At 70.5% G+C, this 16975-nt stretch carries 16 protein-coding genes; 8 read left to right on the plus strand and 8 right to left on the minus strand.

Annotated features, from left to right (window positions below; translation table 11 throughout):
* Together ACFVDP_RS02445 and ACFVDP_RS02450 are read left to right on the plus strand one after the other, a co-directional pair.
* Positions 1 to 1902, plus strand: a complete 1902-nt coding sequence (locus ACFVDP_RS02445; RefSeq protein ID WP_383481957.1) for an albusnodin/ikarugamycin family macrolactam cyclase — start codon at positions 1 to 3, stop codon at positions 1900 to 1902.
* Complete coding sequence (locus ACFVDP_RS02450) at positions 1899 to 2705, plus strand: lasso peptide biosynthesis B2 protein (RefSeq protein WP_383481960.1); 807 nt, start codon at positions 1899 to 1901, stop codon at positions 2703 to 2705. Before ACFVDP_RS02445 ends, ACFVDP_RS02450 begins: the two co-directional genes overlap by 4 nt.
* 235 nt (positions 2706 to 2940) lie before the next feature.
* Here the strand turns inward: ACFVDP_RS02450 and ACFVDP_RS02455 are convergent, their stop codons facing one another.
* A complete protein-coding gene (locus ACFVDP_RS02455) occupies positions 2941 to 3087 on the minus strand; it encodes a hypothetical protein (protein ID WP_383481963.1) in 147 nt (48 codons plus the stop codon).
* Positions 3088 to 3671: 584 nt separating this feature from the next.
* Positions 3672 to 4577: an NADP-dependent oxidoreductase gene (locus tag ACFVDP_RS02460; RefSeq protein ID WP_383481965.1), complete on the minus strand. Its 906-nt coding sequence runs from the start codon at positions 4575 to 4577 to the stop codon at positions 3672 to 3674.
* Between the two features lie 114 nt (positions 4578 to 4691).
* Between ACFVDP_RS02460 and ACFVDP_RS02465 the strand changes: the two genes are divergently transcribed.
* Complete coding sequence (locus ACFVDP_RS02465) at positions 4692 to 5093, plus strand: MerR family transcriptional regulator (RefSeq protein ID WP_383481969.1); 402 nt, start codon at positions 4692 to 4694, stop codon at positions 5091 to 5093.
* 222 nt (positions 5094 to 5315) lie between these two features.
* Here ACFVDP_RS02465 and ACFVDP_RS02470 read toward each other — a convergent pair whose 3' ends face one another.
* A complete protein-coding gene (locus ACFVDP_RS02470) occupies positions 5316 to 7346 on the minus strand; it encodes a hypothetical protein (protein ID WP_383481972.1) in 2031 nt (676 codons plus the stop codon).
* A gap of 39 nt (positions 7347 to 7385) precedes the next feature.
* Positions 7386 to 8426, minus strand: a complete 1041-nt coding sequence (locus ACFVDP_RS02475; RefSeq protein ID WP_383481975.1) for an acetyl-CoA carboxylase biotin carboxylase subunit family protein — start codon at positions 8424 to 8426, stop codon at positions 7386 to 7388.
* Positions 8427 to 9000: 574 nt separating this feature from the next.
* On the opposite strand from ACFVDP_RS02475, the gene ACFVDP_RS02480 reads away from it, so the two are divergent.
* Positions 9001 to 9744, plus strand: coding sequence for a hypothetical protein (locus tag ACFVDP_RS02480; RefSeq protein ID WP_383481978.1), 744 nt, complete (start codon positions 9001 to 9003; stop codon positions 9742 to 9744).
* 34 nt (positions 9745 to 9778) lie between these two features.
* Here ACFVDP_RS02480 and ACFVDP_RS02485 read toward each other — a convergent pair whose 3' ends face one another.
* Complete coding sequence (locus tag ACFVDP_RS02485; RefSeq protein WP_383481981.1) at positions 9779 to 10204, minus strand: pyridoxamine 5'-phosphate oxidase family protein; 426 nt, start codon at positions 10202 to 10204, stop codon at positions 9779 to 9781.
* A 184-nt stretch (positions 10205 to 10388) separates the two neighbouring features.
* Here ACFVDP_RS02485 and ACFVDP_RS02490 point away from each other — a divergent pair, with 184 nt between their 5' ends.
* Positions 10389 to 11168 carry an isocitrate lyase/phosphoenolpyruvate mutase family protein gene (locus ACFVDP_RS02490; RefSeq protein ID WP_383481984.1) on the plus strand — a complete coding sequence of 260 codons (780 nt, stop codon included), beginning with the start codon at positions 10389 to 10391 and terminating at the stop codon, positions 11166 to 11168.
* A 30-nt stretch (positions 11169 to 11198) separates the two neighbouring features.
* Here the strand turns inward: ACFVDP_RS02490 and ACFVDP_RS02495 are convergent, their stop codons facing one another.
* On the minus strand, positions 11199 to 12398 hold the full coding sequence (locus ACFVDP_RS02495; protein WP_383481987.1) for an amidohydrolase: 1200 nt from the start codon (positions 12396 to 12398) through the stop codon (positions 11199 to 11201).
* 46 nt (positions 12399 to 12444) lie between these two features.
* Positions 12445 to 13887: an MFS transporter gene (locus tag ACFVDP_RS02500; RefSeq protein WP_383481990.1), complete on the minus strand. Its 1443-nt coding sequence runs from the start codon at positions 13885 to 13887 to the stop codon at positions 12445 to 12447.
* Positions 13888 to 14043: 156 nt separating this feature from the next.
* On the opposite strand from ACFVDP_RS02500, the gene ACFVDP_RS02505 reads away from it, so the two are divergent.
* From ACFVDP_RS02505 to ACFVDP_RS02515, 3 genes are all read left to right on the plus strand, one after another.
* Positions 14044 to 15030, plus strand: a complete 987-nt coding sequence (locus tag ACFVDP_RS02505) for an Lrp/AsnC family transcriptional regulator (RefSeq protein ID WP_383481993.1) — start codon at positions 14044 to 14046, stop codon at positions 15028 to 15030.
* Positions 15031 to 15136: 106 nt separating this feature from the next.
* Complete coding sequence (gene thpR / locus ACFVDP_RS02510; RefSeq protein ID WP_383481995.1) at positions 15137 to 15769, plus strand: RNA 2',3'-cyclic phosphodiesterase; 633 nt, start codon at positions 15137 to 15139, stop codon at positions 15767 to 15769.
* Between the two features lie 81 nt (positions 15770 to 15850).
* Positions 15851 to 16255, plus strand: coding sequence for an FKBP-type peptidyl-prolyl cis-trans isomerase (locus ACFVDP_RS02515; RefSeq protein ID WP_383481997.1), 405 nt, complete (start codon positions 15851 to 15853; stop codon positions 16253 to 16255).
* A gap of 7 nt (positions 16256 to 16262) precedes the next feature.
* Here the strand turns inward: ACFVDP_RS02515 and ACFVDP_RS02520 are convergent, their stop codons facing one another.
* Positions 16263 to 16913, minus strand: coding sequence for a helix-turn-helix domain-containing protein (locus tag ACFVDP_RS02520; RefSeq protein WP_383481999.1), 651 nt, complete (start codon positions 16911 to 16913; stop codon positions 16263 to 16265).
* Positions 16914 to 16975: the final 62 nt, after the last annotated feature.

Genomic DNA, 16975 nt, shown 5'->3' on the forward strand with positions numbered 1-16975 from the left:
ATGCCCCGGCCCGCGGCCCCCGCCGCAGCCATTGACCTGCGCTGCCCGTCTCCTGTCCTGCTCCCTCCCGACGGGCCCACCATCGCGGGAGTGCTGTCGTCGGCACCTGCCCCGGCGCCGCGTGGAGCCACCCGGCTGTGGCCGGGCGAACCCCTGCTCTGGTCCTGGGGACCCTGGCACCCCGGTGAGGTCCGCACCGTACAGTGCGCGCACGCCCGGCTGGCCGCCGTCGGCCAGTGCCTCGCCGACGAAGTGACGATGCGTCATGACCTGCGCCGGGCTGTGCAGGACGGCCGCTGGGAACGCCTGACCCGATGGCCCGGCGCCTACCTGCTCATCATGCTCCAGGACGACGGCCACCTCACCGCGTACGCCGACCCGGCGGGGCAGTTTCCCCTCTACTACGGGCGCCACGGCCAGAACACGGTCCTGTCCACCCGGGCGAGGACCGCGGCCGCCCTGTCCGGAGCAACGGGCCGGCCCGACACGCCCGCGCTCGCCGCGCACATCGTCTGCCCCGCGGTGCCCGAACTCACGGAAGGGCGCACGGCGTACGACGGAATCCGCCGACTCGGTGGCGGCCAGGCCCTGAGAGTCGCTCCCTCCGGCGGCTTCAGTCATTGGACGTACGAGGACCTCTCCGCCGACCCCGGCACGCGGTTCGAGGACAGCGCAGCCCAGTTACGGTCGGCACTCACGCGCGCCGTCGCCCTGCGCACCGACAGCGCCCCACGGATCACCTCGGACTTCAGCGGTGGCCTGGACTCCACCTCCCTGGCCTTCTTGGCCGCCCGCGCTGCAGGCGGGCCCCCCTTGGACACCTTCGCCTACCACCACCCCGACGCACCCGCCGGCGATCTCGCCCACGCCCTGGCCTACGCCGAGCAGGCCCCGTCGATCCGGCTCGCCGTGACCCGTGGCCGTGCGGACTCCCTGCCCTACAGCGGCCTGCCCGAGCACGGCTCCGCGGACCAGCCCGACCCGGCGGCAGTCATCGGCGCCCGACAACGACTGCGCCTGGACCACATCGCGCGCGGCGGCCCCGGCATTCACCTGACCGGAGAGGGCGGCGACGCACTACTGGCCGCGCCCCCTTCCTACCTCGGTGACATCGCGGCCGCAGGCGGACTGCGCCGACTCCTGAGCGACGGGCGCGCGCTGGCCCGCATGCGTCACCTCTCGCCGGCCGACGTCATTCTGCGTGCCAGGCGCCTTGCACGCACTCCCCTGGACCAGGCGATGAGCGAACTCGCCTCCCGTCTCGACGAACCCCTGGACCACCCGCCGCAGTGGGCGGACGCGGTCGCCTGGTGGCCGCCCCCGGGACCGGAGACGGCCTGGCTGACCACCAGGGCACGTCGGCACCTGGCCGAACTGGCCGAGGAGCGCGCCCGATCGGCCGGCCCCGCATCCCTTTCAGCGCCCGCGACACCGGGCACCCGGGCTGTCCTGTGCGAGCTGCGCACCTCCGCCGCCGTGCAGGCTCAATTCACCTCCACAGCCCGCGCGTTCGGCATCTGGCCGCAGGCTCCGTTCCTGGACAGCGAGGTCGTACGGGCCTGCACCCGCCTCCCGTTGCCGCACCGGATCGACCCGTTCACCGCCAAGCCGCTCCTGGCGTCCGCGCTGACCGGCCTGGTCCCCGGCCCCGTACTGCGACGCAGGACCAAGGGCGACTACGCGGCCGAGAACTACCGCGGCGCCCGCCGCTCGGCGACACAGATCCGGGCACGGCTCCTCCGGTCCCCGCTGGCCGAACTCGGAATCATCGAACCCTCCCGGGTGATCGCCTCGGTCGAACGCGCGGTCGCGGGTCTGCCCGCACCCTTCCCGGCGCTCAACCGCCTGCTCGGCGCGGACCTGTGGCTGACCGCCGGCGACAACGGACAGGAGCGGCCATGACGCGGCTGAGCGTGTCCGAGTACGTCCGCGAGAGCACCTCCCCGCACGGAGGCAGCGTCCTGTTGGACGTCCGGTCCGGCCACTGCTTCGCGATGAACTCCATGGCCCACGCCCTCTGGCAGGAATGGGACCGCAGCGGGGACTTCGACTCCGCGGTGCTGGTGCTGGCCGGCCGCTACCCGGACCTGCGGCACGACCGCATCCGCGAGGACGCCCGCCGCCTCGCCGACAACCTGATCGGCCTGGGCCTCCTCGCCACGCCCGCCCCGAGCCGGACGCCGCCCGCGGCGGGACCACCCACATTCCGGTACCCGGCGGCCGACGCTCCGCCCCCCACGGCGCAGCGGGCACCGGCGACCGCGGAGATGACCATGGCCGCCGAACCGGTACGCCACGAGGGCGACCGCTCCCTTCGCTGCGCTGTGACCGCCGTACTCGGCCTGTTCGCACTCCTCGGCGCCCTGCTGCTGATCCGGCTGCCGTTGAGAACCGTCTCCCGTACGGTGCGCTGGACCGCACGCGCCTGGTGCCGCCGGGAGGCCACGCCGGAGCAGGCCTCAGCCTCCCTCGCGGCGGTGCGGCGGGCGGCCCGGTGGTACCCCGGACGCGCCGCCTGCCTGGAGTTGTCCCTGGCCACGCTCGGGGTCCTGGCTCTGACCGGCCGACGGGTGGTGTGGTGCATCGGCACGGCGGACGACCCCTACCGTTTCCACGCGTGGGTGGAGGCGCAGGGAGTCGCCATCGCCTCACCTGACGAGTACGGCACCACCGAATTCCGCCGTGTTCTCTCCGTGGGTCGATGAGTTGGACAGACCGGCGACTGGAGCGGGCCCTTCCACATTCTCTTCCCGCCGCCGTGTTCAATTCGTACACACCTGACGCTCGCCGGGCCCCCCTACCGGATAGTTCCAAGAACACCGTGGAGAATTCGAGCGAATTCCTCTTCATCGGCCAGACTTTGTGCGCTAGCCTGACAAAGTGAAGGGGCGGTCACCGGTCTCCCGGCAACCGCCCCCGTTGGAGGGGCCTGCTCGCCCCTCAGACGCGCGGCAACAGCGCGTCGACCAGCGTCATGTCACCGGCTCCGTGAGTCATCACACTCAGGAACACGAGGATCATGACGATGATGACCACTCGCACGTGCCGCCAGTGCACAGAGACCGAACAGCGGGTGGTCATCGTCATCTTCATACCCATGGGACTTCACCTCACCTTCCCCGCGCGCCGCCACCGGTGCCCGGCAATTCGGGAATGCGGCAGCGACTCCGCGTGAAGGCCAGTGTTCCCGTCAACCAGCCGCAAGACAATGCCCTTTGACTCGCCCCCACGTGCCTCATGAACCCCATCCCGGGGGAATCCACTCCGGGCCGCCCTTCAATTCACCTATTTACAACGAGCGATGAATGCCGTCGCGACGTGAACCGAAAACCGAGACCGCTCTCCCCCCTTCGCTCCACCTCAGCGGCCACCACAGAGGCAGCCCGTCTCGCACTGCCGAACCGCCAACGAGCCTTCCCTCACCCCAGCCACCACCGGGGCACGCCCGGCACCCGATTCGAAGGCGAACGGAGAGCGAACACCCCACACCCCCATCGAATAATGCTGCGCACGCCTCGCACCCCCGCCTTTTTCGCGTACGAACGAGCAGCCACACCCGCTTAAATGTGATGCAAGTCACACGTCCTGCAGCTCTTCGAGAGAGGCGTACCGTCCTGGGCGACAAGCGCGATCTCAGCGCCTCGCCGCGTCCGGCCAGGGCTGAGGCGGGATCAAACGGTGACCACGATCTTCCCCTGCACGTGTCCGCGCTCGGAGTGAGCGTGCGCCTTCGCGATTTCCTCCAGCGGGTAGGTCCGTTCGATGCGCGGCACGTAGCGGCCCTGCTCGCCGAGCGCGCCCGCTTCGGCCAGGAGCGTGGAGTCGTTGACCGCGTTCGCCACCCGGACGCCCAGCCGCTGTGCGTTCACGTGGTCGGCGACGGTCACCACTCGGTCCGGGTCGCCGGCGATGTCGACGAGATCGGCCAGGGAGCCGGAGGCGGCGGTATCGAGGACGAGGTCGACTCCGCCCGGGGCCAGTCCGGCGAGACGTTCCGCCAGGCCCGCACCGTAGGTCACCGGCAGGGCGCCCAGGGAGGTGAGGAACGCGTGGTTGCGCTCACTGGCCGTCCCGATCACGGTGGCCCCCAGGGCGCGGGCGATCTCGACCGCCGCGCCGCCGACCCCTCCGGCAGCCCCCTCGATCAGAAGGGTGCGGCCCTCCAGCCGGCCGAGCGCCTTGAGTCCGCCCAGCGCCGTCACGGACGCCAGGCCGGCCGCGGCAGCCTCCGCGTCGCTCCAGTTGGCGGGAGCGGGGGCCCAGGCGGACAGGACCGCCAGCTCGGCCGTCGCGCCCGTCACCCCGCCCAGGCCGAAGACGCGGTCACCGATATCGACCGAGGTGACGCCCGCGCCGGTCCGGTCCACCAGACCTACGGCGTCGCGTCCCGGGATCGCCGGCAGATCGATCGGGAGGAATTCGCGCACCGATCCGTTGCGCACCTTCCAGTCGACGGGGTTGACGCCGGCCGCCGTGACACGGACGCGGATCTCTCCGGGGCCGGGCAGCGGGTCCGGGGCCTGCTCGACAACGAGGGTGTCCGTGCCGCCGTACTCGTGGTAGCGGGCTGCGCGCATGGTGACCTGCCTTGTTCGTGCGGATGGCTTGGTGTGCCTTGACGTCGACTACGCTAAAACCTGACGTTGACGTGAGGTGCAAGTCGAGGCATCGGCCCGGAGAGCGGAGGACACGTGCGGATCGGTGAGGTGGCCCGCCAGGCCGGGGTGAGCGTGCGGGCTCTGCGGTACTACGAGGAGCAGGACCTGTTGCGGGCCGAGCGAAGCTCCGGCGGGCAGCGCCAGTATCCGGACTCCGCGGTCGACCGGGTCCGCCTGATCCAGCAGCTGTTCGCCGCCGGGTTGCCGAGCAGGTCCGTGCGAGAGGTGCTGCGCTGCGTGTACTCCGGCACGGTGTCGCCGGGTCTGCTGGAACAGCTGGAGGGCGAGCGCGCGCGGATCAGCGGGCGGATCACCGATCTCCTCGCTGCGCGCGACCGGCTCGACGGCGTGATCGCCACCACGCGCAACCCTCCGCCCGAGTGCACTCACGGCCTGGCGCCGGACGGCCCGGCTCGCACCGCTGCACCGCTCTGACCTGCGTCTCCACCCACGGGAGAACCCCGCTCGGCTCAGGGTGCGTGGGCGGTTCGGTCCGGCCTCCCGCACACCTCAGCTGTAGCCGGGGCCGCCGACAGCGAGCCGGCAGGCCGAGAGACGCCACTGCTGTCGCAGGAGCGAGAGCAGTGGCGGCTCACGATTGTGGCGGAGCGGGCGCGGCTCAGGACGGACGGATGAGCCGCGTCCGGAGTACGGGGCTCACAGGCTCGTGCGGCCTTCGAGGGCCTGCAGCGCCCCGCCGGGCAGCCGGTCGTTGCCCCAGCTGCGCTCTATGTAGCCGACGATCCCGGCGATGTCCTCGGCGGGCACCCGCTCCGGTTCGCCGTGTTCGAGCGGGTCGGCATGGAAGATGTAGAGCCGCGAGGCGAACTGGTCGAACGGCAGTGAGGCCTCGCCGAACCGCTCGCCGTTGCCCGCTGTGGAGACGACGACGCCGTCGCCCCAGTCCTGGCCGCTGTCGTTGTTCGGATTGAAGAAATACACCCGCATGACGTCCTGGGGGTCCGGCGCGGCCCGCAGGATCGTGATCGCGTGCCAGCCGACGTAGCGGGCCGCGCTGTCGGTGACGGCGACGCCGGCCGGCTGCGGGTGGATCAGCGGCTGCCCGCCGTTGTAGGACGGGTGGTAGCTGGCGTGGAACTGCCGCAGGAAGGTGTCGAGGTCGACCAGGTTCCCGGTCGCGACATCGACGTTGATGTGGAACTCGCGGGCCGTCCACCAGCCGTGGAACTCGGGGTTGACCCACCGGTGCGGGTCCCCCGGCCGCCCGACGCAGCGCCGCCCCATCTCGGCGTAGATCCGGTCCAGGTGGGGTACCGCGAGCAGCGACACGGGATCGAGGTCCATCGGCAGCGTGTTCGCGACTCCGCCCGCGCTGTCCTTCGACGAGATCGGCTGCCCCTCGAAGTGCATGACGACCTCGTCGTCACGGGCCGCCCAGACCACCATCTGCAGCAGGTAGTCCGGGTCGTTGTAGGACCACATCGACAGCGCGCGTGCCGACTGGCAGGTGGGGTTGTCGCCCTGGCCGACGCCGAGCGGCTGGCCCAGCATCGTGAGCACCCCCGCCACCAGCCGTGCCTGCGGCCCCGGTACGTCGCCGAAAACCGTCGTCAGCCGCTCCCGCGCGGCCGGGGAGAGTTCCAGCGCCAGCTGGCGCCACAGCGCGGGCACCACCGGAGGCTCGTAGAGGATGCCGCGGTCGAGCAGCAGCGCAAGCCCGTAGACGCTCTGCGCGGTCTGCGGATGGACGGCCACCTCGATCAGCCGGTGCACCAGTTCGCTGTAGCGCAGCAGGCAGTTCCGGCCGATGTCGGACAGCCCGAGCGCCTCGCCGACGAGGTAGTCGCTCTCCCGCAGGAGGAACCGGAGCAGTTCCGCGTGGTACGGCGACACGAGGCCGGTGTCGTGCATCGCCCGCGCGAATCCCGTCGCCTCGTACTGCAGGCCGCCGGCGTCCATCGCTTCCAGCCGGGAACGGAAGACGTCGACGCCCGGGTCGTCCCGGCACGCCTCGGTCGTCCCGAACAGGCTCGTGATGAGCCGGTCGATGCCCTGCCCGGACGACACTCCGAGAGCGACGTCCGGGTCGTTGCGGTAGATCGAGATCCGGGTGATCAGCGCCTGCACCGCCTCGACCTGGATCGGACGCTGGCGCAGGATCCGCCAGATCTCGTCGACCAGGTCGTCCAGGACGCTGTCGTAGCCGATCTCGTCGGCGACGCGGCGGAACAGGTCCCGGATCAGCTGTGCGGTCCGGCCCTGCTGAACGCGCTCCGCCTCGCTGGGCTGGCTGAACAACAGCTCCAGGTTGGTCGCCAGTACCTGGGACAGGAACTGGCGGGCGTCCTCTGCGGGCAACGTCGGGTGCGCGAAATCGCCTCGGGCGACAGCGAGCATCCGCAGCTCGCTGGTCGCCTCCAGCACGACGGTGTCCGTGACACCGCTGTGCAGGCTTCCGCTCACCAGGGACGGGACGAGGATCTCCGGTGACGCCCAGTCAGTCCCCTGGAACAGCCCGGCTTCCTCGAGGGCCTGCGCCCTGTCCTGGACCGCCGCGAGACCGCCCGGCTGCGCGAGAACCCGCCGCAGTGCTTCCAGGACCCGCCTCAGCTTCGTGTGCTTGCCGAACTCGCGGGTCTCGGCCATGGCCTGGATGGCGTCGTCGAGTGAGGTCACGCGCTTGTCCAGCGTCGTGGCCTCACCGTTGACGTCGACGGTCGGTTTCAAAGGGATTTCCTCGCGTTGGTCTCCTGCGTCCACGGATCGTCAGACGTAGAAGTCGAGCTCTTCCTGCTTCTTCAACAGGTCGCGCATCCGGTAGGGGTCGTCACCGAAGAAGTACAGCAGGCCCCAGTGGGTTCCGAACGCGGTCCTCTTGGTGACAGTCTCCTCGAGCGGTGTCGAGAGGTCGTGCGACTCGTAGTACTCGTCGTCCTCGGTCTCCTCCGGGATCTCCAGTTGGCTGACGACGCGGCGCCGCGGGTAGACACCGAAGCAGCCCGCCACCCCGGCCGCGTCGACGACCTCGCGCGGGAAGAAGGCGTCGATCTCCTCCTCGGTCGTCTTCGGGTCGAAGGCCAGAACCAGCCCCTGATAGGCATTGAACCCGTACGCCCTCTCCAGCAGTTCGAACACCTTGAAGCCCGGCGGCCGGTAGGCGACTTCACCGAAGTACATCTCGCCGTCACTGGTGACGAAATACTCCGGGTGCACGAAGCCGAATTCGATGTCGAACGTCTTGATGAGCTTCTCGATCTGCGCCGTGATCTGCGGGCGGTAGCGCTCCAGTTCCGGAGTCGCCGGCACGAACACCGAATATCCCAGCGTGACGTACTCGGAGATGTTGAGGAACTTGATCTTCCCGTTGTGCACCCACGCCTCGACCGCGAACTCCCAGCCGTCGAGGTGGGATTCCATGAGGACCGGGAACTCCTCGTCCGGAATCGTGTCGACCTCGTCCGGGGTGCGGATGACGCGGTGCCCGAGGCATCCCGCCTTGTCGAACGCCTTGACGTGGATCGGGTCGTTCGGGTCGCCGTCCAGCTTGAGCAGCGTCTGATTGACGCGCTTGAGGAAGCGGGTCACGTCCTCCCGGTCGTGGGCTTCCTCGAAGATGCCGACCCGGATGCCGCCGAGCTGCGCACGGCGCTTCATCAGCGCCTTGTCCCGCAGCAGCATGGCCTGACCGTACAGACGCGGATTGTCCAGCAGGACCGAGTTGATCGCCCCTGCCCATTCGACCGTCTCCTCGTACAACGGGATCGCGACGTCGACACCCATGCTCTGCAGGGTTTCGGCGATCTCCATGGAGCGGTCGTTGAGTCGTTCGAAATCCCACAGTACGTAGGGGATTTCGTGTTCTACGCAGTACTTCTCGGCCCATTCCGGGGCCACGACGACGTATCGCCGGTCGAATCGGTCTAGGGCTTCCACCGCATTGAGACTCCAGCCAAGAAGCGCTACATAGCCTTTGTCCGGATTCTTCGTGGCCGGCTCGCCCTGTGTCATAGGCAGATTCTCCTTCGGGCATGCGCCCATTCGACGTCGTGGCTGGCACGACCGCGCCCGGCGATCTACCGCGCAAGCACCTCCTTCCCGCGCGCAAGCACCTCATTCACCCCGCAGGCGCCTCGTTCCCGAGTCGGCGCGGTCCAGGTCGACTTCTTCTGACCGAGTTGAGCGCATGGATCGTCCGGGAGGGACGTGCGACTCGGGGCGGTGGTCCTCTGGTACCCGGGACCAAAGTCGCCATCTGTGCCGGTTCGTGGCGCTGTGAGGCTTTTGTTACATATTCGACGGTAAGTGCACACAGCTGCTCCGTAGGTTCACAAGAGTCGCAACGGCGACATCTCAGTCTCAGCGGAGCAAGGAAGTAGTCGAAATGTCGATTCCTCGTCGTGTACTGCAGACCGCGGCCGTCTCCGGCCTCGTCATCGGCCTCACCGTCCCGGCCGCCGCCGCGTTCGCGGACTCCGCCGCGCCGCAACCCGGTCAGCAGACCACCTCCCCGGCCTCCCCCACCCCCGCCCAGTCCGCGTCGGACCAGGGCAAGGAGCAGAACTACACCCTGAGCAACGGCGCCCAGGCGCACGTGTACGCCCTGCCCGACGGGTCGTACATGGCCTGGATCACCGTCAAGGGGCAGCGAGTCGCGAGCCTGAGCTCCGGCAGTGGGAGCAGCACCGTGCACGGCTACCGCTACGTCCTCAACCAGGCCAACGGCTTCGTGGGCGTCGTCCACCCCGACGGATGGCACAGCGAGCAGGACAAGGCCGACCCGGCCCACCAGAAGACGCACCCGAACAACCACCACCAGGCCCACCAGAAGGTCCAGCGGAAGGCCCACCCGAAGCACCACCAGCCCGTCCACGAGCAGCGGACCGTGCAGCACGGCTTGCAGCACGGCTCCGAAGCCCGCACCACGTACGACAAGGGCACGTCGGCCACCGTGGAGGGCCAGCGCGAGGCACGGCAGCCGCAGGGCGGCGTACCGGCCGCTGCCGAAGGCGTCTCCTCGCGCGGCTCCGAGACCCCGCTCATGGTGGCGGCGGGCGGTGGTCTCGCCCTGGCCGGCGCCGGGTTCGGCTACCTGGTCGTTCGCCGTGGCCGCCGCGACGAGTCCTGAACTCCCGCGCGAGGCGGCCGACGGCCGTGGCCGGTCAGACGTTGCCGAGGTCGGAGGAGAGCCAGTGCTCCGGGCGGACCGTGATGATGACCGCTTCACCGTGGTTCGCCTCGGCGAACTCGACGTAGCCTTCGACCTTTTCTGCCGGCAGATAGCGCGAGGCCATCTCGGTCAGATGTCCGCGGCCGGCGGGGACCGTGGAGATCACCGGGCCCTCGACGGACACGTAACGGACGGTCGGCTCGACGCGCTCGACCATGAGCGTCAACCGGCCCGCCTTCGCGATGAGTTCATGCTTGCGTGAGCCCTTGCCGGTGTGGATCCAGAGGTCGCCGCCTGGCGCGTACTGGTACCAGATCGGCACGGTCAACGGCGCCCTCCCGTCGCCTGCGTCGACGGCCAGGGCCGCGATGTGGGGCTCGGCGAGGAATTGCTCACGCTCTTCGCGGGTGAGGGCCATGGAACTGCTCCTTCGGAGGTGGATGCCACTGCGGTCACGTCGTCGGGCGGTTCGGTCCAGCTTCCCGCACAAGGCTCCGGGCGGCGGTCCTATTCCGCCGCCCCCGTCGTCCTACTCTCGCTCTGAACCTCCCACGAGAGGCCTCGCCGCGCACCGCGAGACCCCCGCACAGAAGGGCCCGACCGTGAGCTTCGCCGACCTGCACCGTCCGGGTGAGATGCCGTTCCTGCTGCCCAACGCCTGGGACGTGCCCTCCGCCCTCGCCTTCGCCGACGCCGGCTTCCCCGCCGTGGGCACCACCAGCTTCGGGGTCGCCGCCTCCTCCGGGCACCCGGACGGTGGCCGCGCCAGCCGCGAGGCGACCGTGACGCTCGTACGTGCCCTGGCGGGGGTGCCCGTGTACGTCAGTGCCGACGTCGAGGACGGCTACGCCGACGACGCCGAGCAGGTCGCGCAGTACGTCGCCGGCCTGGGAGCCGACGGGATCAACATCGAGGACAGCACCGAGGAGCGGCTGGTCGACCCCACCGCACACGCCGCGAAGATCACCGCCGTCAAGCGCCGCAGTCCCGACGTGTTCGTCAACGCCCGCGTCGACACCTACTGGCTCGGCCAGGACGCAAACCTCAAGTCGACCCTGGAGCGCGCCCAGCGGTACGTCCGGGCGGGCGCCGACGGCGTCTTCGTACCCGGCGCGACGGACCCGGCCGACCTGGCCGCCCTCGCCGAAGCCGTCCCGCTCCCCCTGAACGTCCTGGTCGTACCCGGTGTGACGCTGCCCGAGCTCTCCCGCATCGGAGTGCGCCGCGTCTCCACCGGGTCCCTGCCGTACCGCGCGGCCGTCCAGGCAGCCACCCTCGCCGCCGTCAACGTCCGCGACGGCCGGCCCCTGCCCGACGCCGCCGCCTACTCCGTGCTGCAGAAGCGCCTGACCGACTACGCAGCTGCACCGGGCCGGGACTGATCCGGCCGGGGGGCGTGATGCCGGGCGCGGCTATGCGGCGGGCGTCGCGCGCGGGGTGTTCCGGCGGTCGGCGAGCCGGGTCAGCAGAGCGGCGCGGTGGTCTTCGGCCGTGGCTAGGGCGATGGCCGTCCAAGCCATGGCCAGGCCGCCGTCGAGCACGGCACGGTCGGCGCCGGCACTGGTGCCGTACCGGGTGAACTCGGGGTTGTGCATGATCGTGTCACCGCAGTCGTAGCCGATGGACGGGTGGATGGTGGGGACCAGGTGGGAGACGTTCCCCATGTCGGTCGATCCGCCGCGCATGGTGTCCGGGCTGTCGGGGATGCGGCGTCCGAGGTCGGTGACCGCCTTGCGGTAGAGGCCGGTGATGGCGAGGTCCTGGCGCAGGTCGGCGTAGTCGTTGCCGACGGCCTCCAGGGCGAGTTCGGCGCCGGTGGCGAGCGCGCCCGCCTCGAAACAGGCCCGGATCCTGGATTGCAGTTCCGCCAGGTCCTCGGCCGTGGCGGCACGGCAGTCGTAGTCCGCGCTCACGCGCGCGGGGATGACGTTCGGCGCCTCGCCGCCCCCGGTGACGACGCCGTGCACGACGCCGTCGGGGATCATCTGCTGGCGGTAGGCGCTGATCGCCACCTGGGCGACGAGCATGGCGTCCGCCGCGTTGATCCCGCGGTGCGGCATGGCGGCGGCGTGTGCGGCGCGGCCCGTGTAGCTCACCTTCCAGCTGCCGATCGCGAGGGACGTCATGCCGACGCCGTCCGCCGGTGCGGCGTGGACCATCATGGCGGCGGCCACGTCGTCGAAGGCTCCCCGGTCGAGGAGGTCGACCTTGCCGCCGCCGTACTCCTCCGCCGGGGTGCCGAGGAGTTTGACGGTGAGGCCGAGGTCGTCGGCGAGCGGCGCCAGGGCCAGTGCGGCGGTCACCGCCGCGGAGCCGTTGACGTTGTGCCCGCAGGCGTGGCCGATGCCGGGGAGCGCGTCGTACTCGGCGGTGACGGCGATGACCAGATCACCGCTGCCCGCCACGGCTTCGAAGGCCGTGTCGAGGCCGTAGGCGCCCCGCCGGACGGCGAAGCCTGACCGCTCCACCAGATCGGCGATCTTCCGGGCCGACTTGTGTTCCTCATAGGCGAGTTCGGGTTCGGCGTGGAGGCTGTGGCTGAGGGCGAGCACCTCGTCCTGGCGTCGGGTGACAACGGCGCGGGCGTGTTCCCGGGGATCGTTCTGGCTCATTGCTGTTCCTTCTTCGCGAGAGGTCGGGCGACGGCTGCGCCGGGTGTCAGGCGGGGCGGGCGGTGGAGCGGTAGAGGAGGGCGACCGCCGCCCCCGCGAGGGCCGTCGCCGCGCACACGCTCCAGCAGGTCGTGTAGGCGGCGTACCGCGGCAGGACGGAGCCGGCCGGGGTGCTGGCGGCGGTGACGGCGAGCACGCACGCGGCGCCCAGCGAGCCGCCGACGTTGATGAGCAGTTCGTTGATGCCGGAGCCGACGGCGGTCTGTTCCCGCGGGACCGACTCGACGGCGAGTGTGCGGGTGGACTGCTGGAGCACACCGGCCCCGAGACCCGCCACGGCCTGGCAGATCAGGTAGGGGGCGACGGCGTCGTGCAGGGCGAGTGTGAGCAGGTAGCCCGCCGCCATCAGGAGTGATCCGGTGACGAGCGTGGCGCGGTCGCCGATCCGCCCGGCCAGCTTGGGGGCGAGAAGCGCGGCGAGGCCGGTCGCGGCCATCGACGGGATCATCGCGAAGGCGATCTGCAGCGGCGACAGGCCGAGTCCGTAGCCGACGCCGTCCTTAGGGGTGCCCATGAAGACGGCTCCGGCCACCTGGAGGCCGATCATGCAGAACGAGAAGGTCGTGGTGACCACGGCGACGACGGACACGTTGCGGCGGCGGAACAGTCGTACGTCGATCATCAGGTCCGGGGAGCGCAGCTCCACCAGGGCCCACACGGCGGTCACGAGGGCGCCGCCGACCAGGCAGGCGAGGGTCCGCGGTGAGGTCCACGCCCAGCCCGGCATTCCGCCCTGCCCGAGACCGAGCATGATCGCGACGAGGCCGACGCACAGCAGCACGCCGCCGCTCACGTCGAGACGCCCGCCCGGACGCTCCGTCGTCTCGGGCAGCAGCGGCCAGGTGACCAGGAACGCGACTCCGACGGCCGCCGTCGGCACCCACAGCGCCGCCGTCGGAGTGTCGACGTAGTGGGCGACCAGGCCGCTGGCGACGCCGCCGACGCAGATGCCGCCCACGAGCGCGGCCACCATGGTGCCGATGGCGTTCCTGCTCTGCGCGGCGTCGCCGCGGTTGCGCAGGATGCCGACCAGCAGGGGGAAGAAGCCCGCGAAGGCTCCCTGGAGTACCTGGCCGACGAGCAGGGTCTGGAACGAACCGGCGAGGCCGACGACGACGGATCCCGCGAGGACGACGGCGATGTTCCACCGCAGGACGCGGCGGTGTCCGTGGAGGTCGCCGAGCCGGGAGAGCAACGGCGTGAAGGCGACGCTGGCCATCAGGTTGGCGATGCTGATCCAGTTCAGATCCGCGGCGGTGACGTGCAGGACGTCGGTCAGGCTGCGCAGCACCGGCGCCAGGAAGCCCTGGGTGATGCCGCTGGACAGTTCGACGAGCACGATCGAGACGACGAGCGCCACGGCGGGCACGGGCACGGGGCGGTTCGGCGGGGTGGTGCTGGGCGAGGGTCTGGTGACTGCCTCAGGCATGGGCGGTACCTCTGCTGACGGCCGAAGGTCGGCTGATGGATGCTGTCCGGTAATCTGCGGGTCACCCTCGGATCCAGGCAAGATCCGTCCCGGAGAAAGCCTGAACCAGGCATGCAGGCGCTGTTCCCGGCGCTTTCGGGCAGGAGAGAGACAGAGATGGCGGAAAGCGATCCCTCCGAACAGTCGTCTTTCGACGGTCCGGACCTGGCGATCCTGCAGTACCTCGCCCAGCGGCCCCGCGCCTCGTTCGCCGACGCCGGTGAGCAGGTGGGCCTGCACGAGCGGACGGTGGCCCGGCGCCTCGAACGGATGCTCAGGACGGGGCGGGTGCGGTTCATCGCCGCGCTGGTCGGCGAGCACCTCGGCGAGGGGCTGGTCGTCGAACTGGCCGTGCGGTGCGCTCCCGGACGCCTTGAGGAGGTGGCCCGTGCGATCGCCGTCCGACCGGACGCCCGCTCGGTCGAGGTGGCCACGGGCGACCTGGTGGTCCTCGCGGAGATGGAGGTCGCCGACGAGACCGAGTTGATCGATCTCATCGACCGGACGATCGGCGGCATGCCGGGCGTGCTCGACATCCACTCCGCGCTGGTGCTGCGGCTGCTGCTCACCGCGGTCGACTGGACGCCGTACGCGGCGGAGCCGACGCACATGCGCCGGCTGGCGATGGACGGGCTGCGGCCGCCGCCCCCGCTCCCCGTCGACGACATCGACCGGGAGCTGGTGAACCTGCTGGCCGAGGACGCCCGTATGCCGATGACGAGCCTGGCGCTGCGGCTGAACCTCGGCGAGTCCACCGTGCGGCGCCGGCTCAACCGGCTCATGGGGTCGCATGTGTTCCAGCTGCGTCTGTTCGCGGAGCCGAGCGTTCTCGGTCATCCGGTGGAGGCGCGCTTCCGGCTCCGCGTCGAACACGCCCATCTCGACACCGCGATGCGCCGTCTCGCCGGCGAGCCCTCGATCCGGCATCTCGTCGTCACCACGGGAAGCGACAACGTCCTCGGCTACAGCAGCCACGCCACGACAGCGGACATGGACGCGTTCCACGCCCGGACGTTCTCCGGACTCGACGGTGTGCGCGAGGTCCAGACGGCGCTTCTGATGCGCACGTACAAACGGGCAGGCCGCGCTGTCAGCGCCCGGTGAAGCATCCGCGACAGGACGGGCGGGACCGCCGCCCGGCCGACAGCCTCCTCACCGCCCGACTCCGTCGGGCTTCGGCCCCGCGGACGCATGAGGTAAGAAGACATCCGTGACCGAACCGCCCCGGACCGCCGCCCAGCGCGCCTTCATCGCCCTCGCGCCGCCCGACGACGCGAAGAACGAGCTGGCGCACGCGCTGGGCCCGGCCTACGCCGCCCATCCCGATCTGCGCTGGAACCGCATCGAGGACTGGCACATCACCCTGGCCTTCCTGGGCGAGCTGCCGGTGCAGGCCGTCCACCGGCTCCGTTCACCCCTCGCCGACCTGGCTGCCGCCCGGCCCTCTCTCGAACTGGCACTGCTCGGTGGCGGACACTTCGACGAGCGAGTGCTGTGGAGCGGCCTCAAGGGCGACCTCGACCAACTGCACGAGCTGGCCGAAGCAGTGCGAGCGCGGATCAAGGACTGCGGCATCGCCTTCGCCGGACGTCCGCTGCGTCCGCACCTCACACTGGCCCGCGCCCGTCGCTACGACAGCACGTCCGTCACAGCGGCGGCCGCCTGCCTCGACGGCTTCACCGGACTTCCCTGGCGGGCCGACCGCCTCCACCTGGTCGGCAGCACGGAAACAGGCCGTCCGGGCCCGCGGCGCTATCAGGACATCGACGCATGGACTCTCGTCACTGGTCACACGCGTCAAGATCCGAGTCCGCCACGGACTGCCGTGCATGAGCACCGGTAGCGTGTCCATCTGCCGCATGGGGTGTCCATGTGTCCGGCCGGCCCGTGCGGAGGGCATTCGGCGGAGAGCGATGAGGGTGCGATGAGTGAACTGACGAAGCCCGAGGTGGACGTTCCGGAGGGTGCCGCTCCTACCGAGTTGACCATCCGGGACCTGGTCGTCGGGGACGGGGCCGAGGTCAAGCCGGGCATGGTCGTCAGGGTCCACTACGTCGGGGTCGCCTTCGAGTCCGGGAAGCAGTTCGACGCCTCCTGGGACCGCGGCGAGCCGTTCAAATTCGCCCTGGGCGGTGGCAGGGTCATCAAGGGCTGGGACCGTGGGGTGAAGGGGATGAAGGTCGGCGGCCGACGCGAGATCATCGTTCCCCCACGTCTCGGCTACGGCAATCAGTCACCGTCACCGTTGATCCCGGCGGGCTCGACCCTCGTCTTCGTGGTGGACCTGCTCGACTCGTATTCCAGCACGGCCGGGTGGAGCAACTCCTAGGGAGTGTCTACGGCTGTTCTTCTCGGCCGGCCGGGGCGCGATTCGGTCGGCGGTTCCCGCGACCGGCGGCTGGAGGGGTGCGTGGTCGCAGGCGCTCGCCCTGCGGTCCGAACATGATCAGGTACTCGACCGGACCGCCGGGGCCGGCGTTCGCCACCCCGTGCGGGGTCCGGGTGTCGAACTCGGCGAAGTCCCCGGACGTCAGGACGAGGTCCTGGTCGCCGAGCGCGAGCCACAGCCGCCCGTACAGGACGCACAGCCACTCGTGGCCGTCGTGGGAGACCTGCCGGGGCCGCGCGGGCGGGTCCTCAAGGGCGGGCAGTACGTGCTTGTGGGCGTGCAGGCCGCCGACGTATCTGGTCAGTGGCAGCACCACCTTGTCGTCGCCGAAGCTCAGCGGCACCGCAGCGCGCGGCTCGGGCGTGGAGGCGGGTGCGGTGCCGGCCAGCTCGTCCAGGGAAACGCCGTACTCCTTCGCCAGTCGCAGCAGCACCTCCAGGGTGGGCTTGCGCCGGCCGGTCTCGATCCGGGACAGCGTGCTGATCGAGATGCCGGTCGCGCGGCTGACACCGGTGAGCGTCGCGCCGCGGTGCTCGCGCGCGGCCCGCAGCCGGGACCCCATCGCGGCCAGTGCGCCGTCCACGTCGTCGACTGCCACCCTGCCGCCCCTTCTTGCCGTGCCGCTTTACCGCCCTGTCCTGCGAGTTTGCCAGAATGTCA

This window comes from Streptomyces sp. NPDC057694 (genome assembly GCF_042799415.1).
Taxonomy (GTDB): domain Bacteria; phylum Actinomycetota; class Actinomycetes; order Streptomycetales; family Streptomycetaceae; genus Streptomyces.

Coding starts and splice junctions, on each gene's coding strand:
- ACFVDP_RS02480 (WP_383481978.1), top strand. CDS start 9,001: ATGTCGATTCCTCGTCGTGTACTGCAGACCGCGGCCGTCTCCGGCCTC.
- ACFVDP_RS02505 (WP_383481993.1), top strand. CDS start 14,044: ATGGCGGAAAGCGATCCCTCCGAACAGTCGTCTTTCGACGGTCCGGAC.
- ACFVDP_RS02515 (WP_383481997.1), top strand. CDS start 15,851: ATGAGTGAACTGACGAAGCCCGAGGTGGACGTTCCGGAGGGTGCCGCT.
- ACFVDP_RS02500 (WP_383481990.1), bottom strand. CDS start 13,887: ATGCCTGAGGCAGTCACCAGACCCTCGCCCAGCACCACCCCGCCGAAC.
- ACFVDP_RS02445 (WP_383481957.1), top strand. CDS start 1: ATGCCCCGGCCCGCGGCCCCCGCCGCAGCCATTGACCTGCGCTGCCCG.
- ACFVDP_RS02460 (WP_383481965.1), bottom strand. CDS start 4,577: ATGCGCGCAGCCCGCTACCACGAGTACGGCGGCACGGACACCCTCGTT.
- ACFVDP_RS02475 (WP_383481975.1), bottom strand. CDS start 8,426: ATGGAGATCGCCGAAACCCTGCAGAGCATGGGTGTCGACGTCGCGATC.
- ACFVDP_RS02485 (WP_383481981.1), bottom strand. CDS start 10,204: ATGGCCCTCACCCGCGAAGAGCGTGAGCAATTCCTCGCCGAGCCCCAC.
- ACFVDP_RS02450 (WP_383481960.1), top strand. CDS start 1,899: ATGACGCGGCTGAGCGTGTCCGAGTACGTCCGCGAGAGCACCTCCCCG.
- ACFVDP_RS02495 (WP_383481987.1), bottom strand. CDS start 12,398: ATGAGCCAGAACGATCCCCGGGAACACGCCCGCGCCGTTGTCACCCGA.
- ACFVDP_RS02455 (WP_383481963.1), bottom strand. CDS start 3,087: ATGACGATGACCACCCGCTGTTCGGTCTCTGTGCACTGGCGGCACGTG.